The sequence below is a fragment of the Campylobacter concisus genome (assembly GCF_003049065.1).
In the GTDB taxonomy this organism is placed as follows: domain Bacteria; phylum Campylobacterota; class Campylobacteria; order Campylobacterales; family Campylobacteraceae; genus Campylobacter_A; species Campylobacter_A concisus_BE.
Map to the genome: position 1 here is coordinate 264136 of NZ_PISC01000001.1, position 13978 is coordinate 278113.

The 13978-nt window shown below is 41.4% G+C and carries 10 protein-coding genes; 8 read left to right on the top strand and 2 right to left on the bottom strand.

Annotation, left to right across the window (positions count from 1 at the left end; genetic code table 11):
* Nucleotides 1-26 precede the first annotated feature (26 nt).
* The 8 genes from purD to CVS81_RS01330 all read left to right on the top strand — a co-directional run bounded on the left by purD (nt 27) and on the right by CVS81_RS01330 (nt 12724).
* Nucleotides 27-1271: a phosphoribosylamine--glycine ligase gene (purD, locus tag CVS81_RS01290; RefSeq protein ID WP_107964830.1), complete on the top strand. Its 1245-nt coding sequence runs from the start codon at nt 27-29 to the stop codon at nt 1269-1271.
* A complete protein-coding gene (locus CVS81_RS01295; protein WP_103596999.1) occupies nt 1268-1717 on the top strand; it encodes an RDD family protein in 450 nt (149 codons plus the stop codon). The genes purD and CVS81_RS01295 overlap by 4 nt, the downstream gene beginning before the upstream one ends.
* Complete coding sequence (locus CVS81_RS01300; protein WP_107964831.1) at nt 1710-3872, top strand: LPS-assembly protein LptD; 2163 nt, start codon at nt 1710-1712, stop codon at nt 3870-3872. The genes CVS81_RS01295 and CVS81_RS01300 overlap by 8 nt, the downstream gene beginning before the upstream one ends.
* Before the next feature lie 13 nt (nt 3873-3885).
* Entirely contained in the window at nt 3886-4584 is a 699-nt protein-coding gene (locus CVS81_RS01305; protein ID WP_002941705.1) for a sodium:proton antiporter, read from the top strand.
* Nucleotides 4574-6772, top strand: a complete 2199-nt coding sequence (locus tag CVS81_RS01310; RefSeq protein WP_103608246.1) for a polyribonucleotide nucleotidyltransferase — start codon at nt 4574-4576, stop codon at nt 6770-6772. Before CVS81_RS01305 ends, CVS81_RS01310 begins: the two co-directional genes overlap by 11 nt.
* Before the next feature lie 18 nt (nt 6773-6790).
* Complete coding sequence (locus CVS81_RS01315; RefSeq protein ID WP_107964832.1) at nt 6791-7642, top strand: universal stress protein; 852 nt, start codon at nt 6791-6793, stop codon at nt 7640-7642.
* 747 nt (nt 7643-8389) lie between these two features.
* The gene (dnaE, locus tag CVS81_RS01325; RefSeq protein WP_107964833.1) at nt 8390-12001 is read left to right on the top strand and encodes a DNA polymerase III subunit alpha; all 3612 of its coding nucleotides are present in this window, start codon (nt 8390-8392) and stop codon (nt 11999-12001) included.
* Nucleotides 12002-12016: 15 nt separating this feature from the next.
* Nucleotides 12017-12724: a DUF6882 domain-containing protein gene (locus CVS81_RS01330; protein WP_107964834.1), complete on the top strand. Its 708-nt coding sequence runs from the start codon at nt 12017-12019 to the stop codon at nt 12722-12724.
* Here CVS81_RS01330 and CVS81_RS01335 read toward each other — a convergent pair.
* Both CVS81_RS01335 and CVS81_RS01340 read right to left on the bottom strand, forming a co-directional pair.
* On the bottom strand, nt 12710-13603 hold the full coding sequence (locus CVS81_RS01335; RefSeq protein ID WP_107964835.1) for a glutamate--tRNA ligase family protein: 894 nt from the start codon (nt 13601-13603) through the stop codon (nt 12710-12712). The two genes, CVS81_RS01330 and CVS81_RS01335, sit on opposite strands and share 15 nt — an antisense overlap.
* Nucleotides 13581-13826, bottom strand: a complete 246-nt coding sequence (locus CVS81_RS01340) for an RNA recognition motif domain-containing protein (RefSeq protein WP_035142802.1) — start codon at nt 13824-13826, stop codon at nt 13581-13583. The genes CVS81_RS01335 and CVS81_RS01340 overlap by 23 nt, the downstream gene beginning before the upstream one ends.
* Nucleotides 13827-13978 lie beyond the last annotated feature (152 nt).

Sequence of the window (13978 nt, forward strand, 5' to 3'; positions counted from 1 at the left end):
TGGGTTTTTAAATTTACGGAGATAATATGAACATTCTCATAATAGGAAGTGGCGGCCGCGAATACGCCATTGCTCTAAAACTAAAAAGCGAAAAAAATATAAATTTATACTTTGCGCCTGGAAATGGTGCGACCTCACGCCTTGGTGAGAATTTAAACATAAAAGACTTTCATGAACTAGCAAATTTTGCCAAAAAAAATAGTATCGAGCTAACTATCGTGGGACCTGAAGCGCCTCTTAGTGAAGGCGTGGTGGATTTCTTTAAAAAAGAGGGTTTGCTCATCTTTGGACCAAGCAAAGCAGCAGCTAGACTTGAGGCTAGCAAGGCCTATATGAAGGACTTTTTAGCTAGAAATAATATAAAAACTGCAAAATATTTAAACACAGATGATAAAGAAAAAGCATTTAAATTTATTGATACCCTAAGCGCTCCGATGGTCGTAAAGGCTGACGGACTTTGCGCTGGAAAAGGCGTGATCATCGCAAATTCCAAAGAAGAAGCCAAAGAGGCAGTTAGCGACATGCTAAGTGGAGCTAGCTTTGGCGATGCTGGTAAATTTGTGGTGGTTGAAGAGTTTTTAGACGGCTTTGAGTTAAGCTTTTTTGCCATTTGTGACGGCGAAAATTTCGTAAGCTTGCCAGTGGCGCAAGACCACAAACGCCTACTTGATAACGATGAGGGTCCAAATACTGGTGGCATGGGCGCTTACGCTCCAAGTCCGCTTGCATCAAAAGAGCTGATAAAAAGGGTCGAAGAAGAGGTGGTAAAACCTACATTAAAAGGGATGAAAAACGAGGGCAGTCCGTTTTGTGGAGTGCTTTTTGTGGGGCTGATGATCGTGAAAAATGAGCCTTATGTGCTTGAGTTTAACGTGAGATTTGGCGATCCTGAGTGCGAGGTCTTGATGCCTTTGATAGATGGAAATTTGAGTGAAATTTTACTAAATGCTGCAAAAGGCGAGCTAAAGCCTATTAGTTTAAAAGATGAATTTGCTGTTGGCGTCGTGATGTCTAGCAAAAACTATCCTTATAAAAGTAGCCCAAAGGCTAAAATTTCAGTTTTAAATGATGTAAAAGATGCCCATATAGCTTACGCAGGCGTGAGCAAAGAGGGTGATGAAATTTACGCAGATGGCGGCAGAGTGCTAGTCTGCGTGGCGACCGCAAAGAGCATAAAAGAGGCACGTGATAAGGCCTATGAGCTTTGCGAAAATGTCAAATTTGACGGAGCACACTTTAGAAAAGATATCGCGTGGCAGGCTCTAAAATGAGTATGCAGATAGAAGAGAAGCTTCAAAACGAAGAAATTTCACTTGCTCCTTTTGCTAAGAGGATCATGGCGTTTTCTATCGATGAGATCATAGTTTCGTTTCTTTTTATGATCATCTATTGGGAGCCTCTTTCTACTAGCACCAACTATGATGACGCTAGAAATTTAGTATTAAATTTATTTTGGCAAGTGGTCGCTTTAAAAGTCATCTATCACACATTTTTTGTTTGGTATTATGGCGCAAGCCCCGGGCAGATGATAACAAAGACGATGTGTATAAATGTAGAAATTTTAGATAAGCCAAATTTAACTCAAAGTCTTGTTAGGGCGATATTTAGGATAGTTAGTGAAGCTTGTTTTTATCTTGGCTTTGCGTGGGCACTTTCAAACCCTGCAAGGCAGACGTGGCAAGACAAAATAGCAAAAACAGTGGTGATAAATGCGTAAAATTTTATTTTTAATTCCGGTTTGTGTTTTTAGTTTAAGTGCAGCAGTGCAAGATGTGCAGCTATTGGCTGATGATGTGAAGCAAGATAAGGGCATCGTAACGGCAAACAAAAACGTCGTTGTATATTCGCAAGAGTATCTTGTGACGGCTGATTGTGCTGTTTATGATCAAAACAACTCAGTCATTGAGCTCTTTGGCAATGTCAATATGATGAAGGGCAAAGATGAGGTCTCTCGCTCAAACTACGCTAAGCTAAATTTAAAAAACAACAACGCTGCTTTTGAGTCACTTTTTATGATGAACAAAGACATGGAAGTGTGGATGAGAAGCGATGAGAGCAGCTCTGATAGCGAGTACTACAGAGTAAGAAAGGCGATGGTTTCAAGCTGCAACGTCCAAGATCCTGACTGGAGCATCACCTCAAGCTCAGCCATGCTAAACAAACAGAGTAAATTTTTGCACCTTTTTAACCCAGTCTTTCGCATAGCAAACGTGCCAGTCTTTTACCTGCCATACTTTGGCTTCTCAACTGATACTACAAGAAGGACAGGACTTTTGCCACCAGAGCTAGGATATGGCAAGTCAGAGGGCTTTTACTACAAGCAGCCAGTATATTTTGCACCTTATAATGAGTGGGATCTGGAGTTTGATCCGCAGATAAGAACAAACAGGGGCGCTGGAATTTACGGTGCTTTTAGATTTACTGATTCGCCCGATTCTAGAGGTGAGATCAGCTTTGGTTCATTTACTGATAAAAACAGCTACCGAGCCAAGCAAAAAAGCGAGACTTCAAACAGAGCTGAGCTAAAAAACAAAACTCACAAAGGTGTCGGGCTAAAATATGAAAGAGATAAACTCATAAAATACCTTAGCGAGGCCGATCTGCAAGAGGGCATGTGGATAGATGCAACCAAGCTAAATGACATAGACTATCTAAATTTAAAGGGCAGAGATGATGACTACGACTCGCTTGTGACCTCTAAATTTAACTACTTCATAGCAAATGACGATCACTACTTTGGTGCCTATGCGAAATATTACATAGACACCGAAAAGATCGGCTCAAAGAATGAAAACAAAGATACGCTTCAAGAGCTTCCATCGCTTCAGTATCATAAATTTACAGATGACATAGTCTTGCCAAATATCTTATATTCAATCGATCTTCAATCGCATAGATATGATAGGAAGATAGGCGTTAGAGCAACTCAGTATGAATTTACGCTGCCAGCTTCAGTGCATGTGCCACTGTTTGATGATAGCCTAACGTTTTCATTTTACGAGTACCTTTACGCTTCAAGGATAAACTACGAAAACAAGATAAATTCATTTGATGACAAAAGAGAAGATAAACACGCAAATTTTGTAAATAACTACCATAAATTTGCTCTTCACACAGACCTTGCAAAGGCGTATGAGAGCTTTTATCACACTTTAAATTTTGGTGCTGAGTATTTGCTACCAGGATATAGAAAAGGAAATTTAGACGACGAGTTTATCTATGACAAAGATCTAAATGAGTATGAAAATTTCTTAGCTCAAGATCAGAGCAAAGAAGAAGTTTCTGGCTATTTGACGCAGTATTTCTTTAACGGCAGTGGCAGAAAGGTCGTCAAACACAGTATCTCACAAGGCTACTACACAAAAGATGATGAGTATTCAAATTTAAAAAATGCCATCTATCTATATCCGTTTGAGAATTTTAGCGTTTATAACAAGCTTGAATACTCACACAAAGATAGAGAGCTTAAAAAGGTGCAAAACGGACTTTACTATACGCACGATCTATTTTGGATAAATATGCTCCATACGATGAAAAAGAGTGATAGCAAAGCTAAAAATAGTGCAACAAAAGATAGCTACTTTACAAGTAGCGCTGGTGTAAAACTCCCGCATCAGTATAGCCTAATTGGCGGCTGGCAATACGACCTTGAAAGGAGCTACACAAAGAGCTGGAGAGTTGGCGTGCTTCATCAAAGGAAGTGCTGGAACTACGGGCTAATTTATCAACACGATGTCGAGCCAACAACAACGACAAATGGCTCAGCCTCAACCAAGAAAAGCGGCATCTACTTTACTATAAATTTCTATCCGATGGGCGGCTTGCACTATGACTTTTCACAAAGCAGCACCACTTCATCAAGTAGCAAATAAGATGGCTAGATAAATGGCAAGCGTTAAATTTAAAGATCAACTAGATGCAGCTAACAAGCTCATCGAGATCCTGCCAAAAAAAGAGCTAAATGACGCTAAGACGATAGTTCTTTGCATGTCGCTTGAGTCTGTTATCCTGACTGATGTGGTTTGCAGGGGGTTAAATTTAAGCTATGAGATGCTCTTTAGCGAGCCAATCCCTGCGCCAAACAACAGCGAATGCGACGTAGCGATAGTTAGCGAAACTGAGGACATCGTGCTAAACGATCCTCTCATAAAGGCTTTTAACATAAGCTATGACTACATCTACGGCGAAGCACATAGAAAATATGAAGAGAAAATTTTAAAAAATGTCTATAAATACAGAAAAGGAAATTTGATAGGAGAGCTAAAGGGCAAGAATATTTTACTGATCGATGAGGGGTGCGAGACTGGCATGACGGCACTCATTTGTATAAAGACGCTGCTTGATGTGAAGGTAAAATCCATCTCATACGCAACGCCGATGATAGCCACTGATGTCTTTGCAAATTTAAATGATATGGTCGATGAAATTTACACGATAAACAAGATCGTTGATTTTATCGATGTGGATTCGTATTACGAGAAAAAGATCGAGGCTACGAGCGAGCGCATCATGTCGATATTAGAAGAGAGCCCTCACTATTTACCGTTACAAAAACAACAAGGAGATAAAAATAATGCAATATAGTATAGAAGTCAATAATCAGGTCGAAATTTTTGACCTTAATAAAGTAGCTAAACAAGCTAGCGGGGCAGTACTTTTAAGGGTGAAAAACACCGTAGTTTTAGCAACTGTGGCAAGAGAAGATGTGCAAGTTGAAGAGGACTTTTTGCCTCTAACGGTGCAATACATCGAAAAAGCTTACGCAGCTGGCAAAATACCAGGTGGTTACGTCAAGCGTGAGACCAAGCCAGGCGACTTTGAGACACTAACAGCTCGCATTATAGATAGATCACTTCGCCCACTTTTTCCAAAAGGCTACGCATACCCAACGCAGATCGTTGTCATGGTGCTTTCAGCTGATCCTGAGGTTGATCTGCAAGTTGTGAGCCTAAATGCGGCTTCAGTTGCACTTTACCTTAGCGACATTCCTGTAAATCGCCCAGTTTGTGGTGTAAGAGTTGGCTATATAGATGATAAATTTGTTATCAATCCAAGCAACTCTGAGCTAAAACAAAGCGCGATCGATCTTTATGTTGCTGGCACAAAAGATGAGCTTTTGATGATCGAGATGAGAAGCTTGCCTCAGCAAACTACGCAACTCATACCGATGGTAGCGATCGAGCCGATGATAGATCCTAGCCTAAGCGATAGCATGGCGCAAAAGCAAGTGATGAATGAATTTAGTGAAGATAAGATGGTTGAGGCCATTGACTTTGCTGGTAAGGCTATACTAAGAGCTAGCAGCGCTTATGAAGAGGCGTTTAAAGAGCATAAAAAAGAGGATGCCGCACTTGAGCTAAAACCAGAGATAGAAAACGAAAATATCGCTATTTACATCGATAAATTTTATAAAGCAGAGGTTAAAAACGCGATCAATCAAATGGCAAAGAGCGAGCGTGCAAGCGAGCTTGGCAAGATCGCTAAACAAATTTCAAGCGATGAGGTAGCTCAAAAAGAGGGCTGGGACGAGGCTGTCATCTCAAATGTTCTTGGTAAATATAAAAAGAAAATAGTAAGAGAGCAGATCATAAACGAGGGCGTTAGAGCCGACGGACGCGGACTTGAAGAGGTTAGACCTATTAGCATAGAGACAAATGTCCTTCCAAATGCTCACGGATCATGTCTCTTTACAAGAGGTCAAACTCAGGCGCTAGTTGTCGCCACTCTTGGCACAGATAGTGATGCTCAGATGTATGACATCCTAACTGAAAAAGCTCCTTTGGTTGAGAAATTTATGTTTAACTACAACTTTCCAGGCTTTAGCGTCGGCGAAGCAAGCCCACTTAAAGCTCCTGGCAGACGTGAGCTTGGACATGGAAATTTAGCCAAACGTGCCCTTGCACCAAGCATCGATCTAGCATCTCCATACACGATAAGGGTCGTTTCAGAAATTTTAGAGAGTAACGGTTCAAGCTCTATGGCTAGCGTTTGCGGTGGTTCGCTCGCACTTAGAGCAGCTGGGGTCAATACCCAAAAACTAGTCGCTGGTGTTGCTATGGGTCTTATATTTGAGGGCGAGAAACACGCTGTTTTAACTGATATCATGGGCCTTGAAGACCACGACGGCGATATGGACTTTAAAGTTGCTGGCACAAGTGATGGCATCACAGCGCTTCAGATGGACATCAAGCTTGGAGGCATCAGCCTAGAGGTGCTAAAAGAGGCGCTTTATCAAGCAAAACGCGGCAGAGAGCACATCCTTGCACTAATGACACAGGCTGATAAAAACATAGAGATAAACGAAGATGTACTTCCAAAACTTGAGCTATTTAACGTTGATCCAAGCAAGATCGTAGATATCATCGGTCAAGCTGGCAAGACTATAAAAGAGATCATCGAGAAATTTGAAGTTTCGATCGACCTTGATAGAGAAAAAGGCGAGGTTAAAATCGCAGGCGGTGCTAAGAAAAACGTCGATGCAGCAAAAGACTACATCATCTCGATCACTTCAAAAGAGAACTCTCGCTCATTTGGCAAAAAGCCGTTTAAACACGATAAAGAGCGTGTAAAACCGACATTTAATATCGGAGATGAGTTTGTTGGAAGCGTAAAAAGCGTGGTTGATTTTGGAGTATTTATCGAGCTAAAAGACGGTGTTGATGGTCTGCTTCACATCTCAAAGATAAAGAGCCCATTAAACGTAGGCGATCAGGTAAAAGTGTGTGTGAGCGAGCAAAAAGGAAACAAAATTTCGCTCTCTTTGGTTGAATAAATTTTTAAAGGATAGATGATGAAATACAAAAAGTTGCTTTTTCCAATAGGAGCAGGGGACGATATCGAGCCAAGAATTTACGGTGCTTTAAAGGTTGCACAATGGTTTAAAGCTCACATGGAGATCCTCACTTGCCAACTAGATCCAAGCGTGGTTTATAATATGAAAATGACGCTTCGTGGTGGAGTGCTTTTTGAGGAATTTTTAAAATCAGCCAAGTCTGAGCTTGCGGTTGAGCATGAAGAGAACGAAAAGCTTTTTAATAAAATTTGCGCCGAGCTAGGCATAAAGGTGAGCGACGAGGTCATCGAAGATGTCTGCACTGCAAATTTCACGATCCATAATGGAAAAAGAAGCGCCATAGTCGAGCAAGAGAGTAAATTTTGCGATCTAGTCGTAGCTGCAGTGCCACTTGATGGCAAGATCACTGGCACATTTGAGTCAGCTGTTTTAAAAAGCGGCAAAAATGCGATCGTTATCCCTAGAAAGATGCGTGAATTTAGGGCTGATAACATCCTTGTAAGCTGGACAGGCACTACACAAAGCTCAAGAGCCCTAACTGGAGCGATCGATCTTTTAAAGAGCGCCAAAAGAGTTCAATGCATCACTTCAAAAGCAAGCCTTGGTGATAATGCCGAGCTAAATCTTAAAAAGCTTGAAGAGTATTTTAAGGTTCATAATATCAGTGCTAGTTTTGAAGTTATAGCAACTACAACGATACCTGGCGAGGCACTTTTAAAAGCTGCAAATGATAGAAATGCAGATCTTATCGTAGCCAGCAGATACGGCGAAAACGGACTAATGGAGATGGTCCTTGGCGGAACATCAAGATTTTTCTTAGAACATACAAATATCCCAGTTTATCTATAATAGATTGCGGCTTAGTCCGCGATCTAATTTAATAAATTCATCTTTTCGTTTTGCAAATTTTAAAATCTTACTCGCTCGCCTTAGCAGTTTACTAAATTTAGGTTTCGTAAAACTCGCCACTAAATTTAGAGCCGTGATATGCTCGCTCATAAATTTTAAAATTTGCCTGACACTTGCATGATGATAAAACGCATGCGGCGCAAAACGCTATCGCATGCACCTTGAACGTGCGAGGGGTTTGGGGGATTTAAAAAGGGGGATAAGGGGACGGCTTTGCTTCGCTAGCTCGCAACTGTAAGCAGAGCGTAATTCAAGCCTCTTCCTCCTTAACAAAGAAATAAAACTTTAAATTTCTAAAAATCTTTTTGCAAATTTTAAAATTTCATTCACTAGCAAGAATTGACTACTAAAATTTGGCTTCGCTTACCGCTTAGCTCAAATTTTAGAGCCGAAATTACTCGTTCATGAAATTTTAAAATTTGCTCGAGTTTTTTAACTGCATGCGATTGTGCTAGCGTAGCGCATGCAGTTTAAAATTTTATCGAGGTTAAATTTGACAATGTAATATGTCTGCTCTAATTTTAAAATTTCTCAAACGTTAAATAGCGCAGCATGACAGCCTAACCATGCGCTTTGCTCTTGCCATAGACTGAAAAAATCTCTAAATTTTAAAGCTATCATTAAGCTTTCATCAAGCGCCTTATTAGCCAAAATTTTGTAAAATCCGCTCATTAAAAAGGATAAAAAATGAGTGAAAATTCTAGCTTTACACACCTACATTTACACACCGAATACTCCCTACTAGACGGCGCAAACAAGATAGAAGAGCTAGCTCACATGCTCCATGACAGAGGCGACACAGCAGCAGCGATCACGGATCACGGCAACATGTTTGGCGCGATTGATTTTTACAAAAAGATGAAAAAGAATGGGATAAAACCGCTAATTGGCATCGAAGCATACGTGCATAACGGCGAGCAGCTTGATGATAAGAGCACCAAACAGCGCTTTCACCTCATCCTAATCGCCAAAAACGAGACTGGCTATAAAAATTTGATGTATCTTAGCTCCATGAGCTACATCGAGGGCTTTTACTACTATCCTCGTATCAATAAAAAAATCTTAAAAGAGCACAGCGAGGGCCTAGTTTGCAGCTCTGCTTGCTTGCAGGGCGAGGTGAGTTGGCATCTAAATTTAAGCGAGCGCAACGTTAAATTTGGCGCTAAAGGCTACGAGCGGGCAAAAGAGGTCGCGCTTGAGTATAAAGAAATTTTTGGAGATGACTTTTACCTTGAGATCATGCGCCACGGCATCGGCGATCAAAGGCGCATAGACGATGACATCTTGCGTATCGCAAAAGAGACTGGCATCAAGGTCATCGCTACAAACGACACCCACTACACTTTTAAAGAAAGAGCCGCTGCGCACGAGGTTTTCATGTGCATCGCGATGAACAAAACCCTAGATGATCCAAACCGCCTTCGCCACAGCGTCCATGAGTTTTTTGTTAAAAGCAAAGAGCAGATGAACGAGCTATTTTTAGACATCCCTGAAGTGATAGAAAATACCCAAGAGATCGTGGATAAGTGCAACCTTGAGATCAAGCTTGGCAACCCAACTCCGCCAAATTTTAAATTTACTCTTGAGTGCGCTAAGGAGAGAAATTTGACACTCCCAGAGCCAGAAAACAGATATAGCTTCAAAAATGACGCTGTATTTTTCGAGCATGAGTGCAGAAAGGGCCTTGAAGAGAGGCTGAAATTTGTACCTGAAAATTTACATGAAGAGTATAGAAAGCGCCTTGAGATAGAGATCGGCATCATCAATAAGATGAATTTCCCAGGATATATGATGATCGTTTGGGACTTCATCAACGAAGCCAAGCGCAGAGGCGTGCCAGTTGGTCCAGGGCGTGGCTCCGCAGCTGGTAGCTTGGTCGCTTACTCGCTAAAGATCACCGACCTTGATCCTATCCCATACAACCTGCTTTTTGAGAGATTTCTAAACCCAGAGCGCGTTAGCATGCCAGATATCGACGTGGATTTTTGCCAGAGCAGACGTGGCGAGATCATCGACTACGTCACGCAAAAATACGGCAAATTTAACGTTGCTGGCGTTATTACATTTGGTAAATTGCTCGCAAAAGGTGTCATCAGAGATGTCGCTAGAGTCTGCGACATGCCTTATGCGGAGGCTGATGCGATGGCAAAGCTTATCCCTGATGAGCTTAACATCACGCTAAAAGATGCCTATGATAAAGAGCCAAAGATAGCTGAGCTAATAAGTCAAAATCCAAAGGCGGCTAAAATTTGGAAATTTGCCCTTGACCTTGAGGGGCTAAACAGAAACGCCGGCCAGCACGCAGCAGGTGTCGTCATCTCAAACGAAGAGCTTTGGAACAAAACCCCGCTATTTCGCCAGCCAAACAGCCCAGAAGATCGCTTTGTCACGCAGTATAGCCTCAAATACCTAGAAGACGTTGATTTAATAAAATTTGACTTTCTTGGTCTTAAGACGCTAACGGTTATCGACAACGCGATCAAGCTCGTTAAACAGCGTACTGGCAGAGATATCATCTGGGAGCAGGTCGATAAAAACGACTCTGGTGTTTATAAAATGATACAAAGTGGCCAAGCTATCGGCATCTTTCAGATAGAGGGCGAGGGTATGAGAAAGCTAGGAACTAGCCTACGCCCAGACTGCTTTGAGGATATCGTCGCGATGCTAGCACTCTACCGCCCAGGACCGATGGAGAGTGGTATGCTTGATGACTTCGTCAAGAGAAAACATGGCGAGGCGGAGATAACATACGCATTTAAGGAGCTTGAGCCGATCCTTGCGCCAACATACGGCGTCATCGTCTATCAAGAGCAAGTCATGCAGATCGTGCAAGCCATAGGCGGCTTTAGCTTAGGCGGGGCAGACCTTGTGCGCCGTGCGATGGGTAAAAAGATCAAAGAAGAGATGGATAGGCTAAAGGGCGAGTTTGTAAAAGGTGCTGAAGCCAAAGGGCTAAATGGCCAAAAAGCGGACGATCTTTTCGAGCTGATCGTTAAATTTGCAGGATATGGCTTTAACAAGTCTCACTCGGCAGCTTACGCTTATGTCACGTTTCAGACTGCTTATCTGAAGGCCTATTACCCGGCTGAATTTATGGCGGCACTTCTAACAAGCGAGGAGAGCAACGTCGATAAGATCGTTCGCTACATCGATGAGATAAAACGCATAAACATCGATACTTTGCCACCATCTATCAACAAATCAACCAAAGAATTTAGCGTCGTTAAAAATGGTGATCATGATGGCATTATATTTGGGCTTGGAGCGATTAAAGGCGTTGGCGGTGCGGCAATTGAGAACATCATCGCTGAGCGTGACGCAAAGGGCGAGTTTAAGAGCATGGACGACTTTGTCTCAAGGATCGATCCATTTAAGGTCAATAAAAAGGTCTTTGAAAGCCTTATAAAAGCTGGCTGCTTCGATGAGTTTGGCTTTAGCCGCAAGATGCTTTTGCAAAATGTAGAAAATATCGTAGAGGCTTGCAAAAATGCAGCTCAGATACGTAAAAATGCGGCTGAGAGCCTCTTTGGCGAAGATGATAGTATGAATGATGTGAAGATAAATTTCGTCACTATAGATGATGAATTTGACATCAAACAGATCTTGAAATTTGAGCAAGAGAGCGTTGGCATCTACCTCTCAGGTCACCCGCTTGATGACTATAAAGATGAGATAAATAAGATCAAATACACGCTAAGCTCGGAGTTTGAGACCTTGCCACAAAGTGCTGAAATTTTGGTAGTCGGCAAGATCGAGGACTTTAGCACAAGGATCACAAAAAGTGGCAAAAAAATGGGCACTATAAATGTGCTGGACTTTCACGGCAACATCGAGATCGCCGTCTTTGAAAGGGAGCTTGGCAACATCGAAGATATCGTAAAAGACGAGGCAAAACGCGATCTGCCTTATGCATTTAGGATAAATATCTCGCGCGACGATCAGTTTGTAAGGACAAATTTAAACGAGGTTTATAGCCTAGAAGATGCGCAAAATTTAGACTTTAAGACTAGAAAGCTAAAACAAAACTCTAAATTTAGCAAAAATGACGAGGCGAGCGCCCCTCAAAAAGTAAGAGAGTATGCCGAGCTAGAGGTGCTTTTAAGCCTTAGCGAGCTTAGCAGGCAAAAGCTGGAGCAAATTTACTCGCTAGTTTTTAGCAAAAATGCTCCAAATAATCAAAAACGGCTAATTTTGAAGATAAAAAATGAAACGACAGGCGAAATTTTCATCTATAAGACTGAGTTTATCATAAGCGACGATGTGGGCGAAGAGATAGAAAAGCTCGCTGCTTCGGCGTAAATTTAAGGACGATAAATGTTTGATATTTTTAGAAAAAAGAGCCATTTTTTAGACGAGCTTGGCATAGATAAAGGTAACTGGAGTGAGCTTTTTAGCGCTTGTCTTGGCAGAGCGATGCTGCTTCAAAAGAGATTATTTAAGCAAGTGGTTGAGGCTAGCAAGTGGCAGGCTGACTTTGAAAGTGGCAAAATTTGCTTTGACAAGCAGGAGTTTGATATGCAGTTTATCGGCTCTGAGAGCTTTTCGTCTAACACTTGGCTTTGGGGCTATGAAAATGTAAATGGCTTTGATGAGCGCTTGCTTGGCCTTGCAAATAGGGCGCATGAGTTTGGCGAGAAATTTGGGCTTGAAGCGTTTAGCACGGCGCAGTTTGAGCTAGATGAAAATGTAAATGGTCATACGCTCAGCATGGTTGCTTGCGTGGCGCTTGGTGAGGAGCTAAGCTATTATAGGATCGATTACGACGGAGGTGCTGCGTACGTGGCATTTAGGGCGGAGGCTATCTTTAAAGAGCCAGTTTTAGCAAACGAAGTAGTAAGCGTAGTAAATGAGTGCATAAGCGCCTATGAGCTAGATCACAAGCTTTTTATAAAAGGACTTTTGCTGGGCTGCGAGATAAAATTTAGCGAAAACAAAGATGAGATCGTAGCTAAGTTTAAAGATGAACTTAGCTTTAAATTTGATGATCTTAATAGGCTCGTAAATATTTCAGGTGTGATTTAGCAATAATTCAGCCATATTTTTAAGCCTAAATTCATAAAGCAGGTTTGAAATTTTATCTGCTGAGTTTAAATTTAATCCAAGATCACTTGCTAACATTTTGTAATAAATTTGAGGATTTTGGCTTAGATCAATAGGCGGCGACTTGGAGCTTTTAGAAAGCTTTTTGGCTCCGTCTAAAAGTAGCTTGTGGTGGATAAATTTAGCATTTAAAAAGCTAAAATTTAGCCTTTTTGCAAGGTATTTTTGAGCTAGCGTGCAAGGCAGCAAGTCCTCGCCTCTAACGACTAAATTTACCCCTATATCCTCATCGTCTATGACGCTTGCAAAGTTGTAAGCTGGAGTAAGATCCTTTTTATAAATGACAAAATCGCCCATCTGCGCTGCCACTTGCCTGCCAAGCTCATCATTTTCATCCACGCTTAGTCTGATAGCGGTTTTATCTTTTATAAATTTTAGCTTTTTGTCTTTGCAAATTTTAGTGTAAATGCCGTTTTTATAGGCATCTTTGGTAGCTCTTGTGCACTCACAAATGTAAATTTCATCTAGCTTTTCAAGTGCGTTTTCATATCTTTTGGCTCTTGTTTTGAAGCTAAAATTTTGCTCAAAGTCGCTAACGTTTTTAGCACCTTTATCATAATCTAGCCCCAGAAATTCTAACACGTCAAAGATATTTTGAACAAATTCGCGCCGGTATCTGCCAAGGTCATAATCATCAATCCTTAAGTGTAAAACGCCGCCCAGTGAGCGCGTCAAAAGATAAGTCAAAATGAAGTTGTAGGCATTGCCAGCGTGTAGATAGCCGCTTGGCGTCGGTGCTATGCGAGAGACTATGCCACCAGATGGTGGCAAATAGTCATTAATCCCTTGGTCTAGCCTCATTTACTCTTAAAGTGCGTCCGCCAAGTTCTTTTTCATTTAGTGCGTCGATCGCCTTTTGGCCCTCGTTCGCGTCGTCCATCTCAACAAATCCAAAGCCCTTTGAGCGGTCTGTCTCTCTATCTTTTACGATTTTTGCGCGCTTTACTTCACCAAATTGTGCAAAAGCTTCCTTCAACTCTGCCTCTGTCGTTCTATACGACAAATTTCCTACATAAATGTTCACAGGATTATTCCTTAAAAAAATTATCGATCTGATCGATTAGAGAAATAATAGCTTATTTCCGTCAAAAAGATGTAAAAACCAAGAAAAATATTACAAATTTTTAAAAAATATCCTTAAATGCAACAAATCGCAACAATACGGCATTATAATAT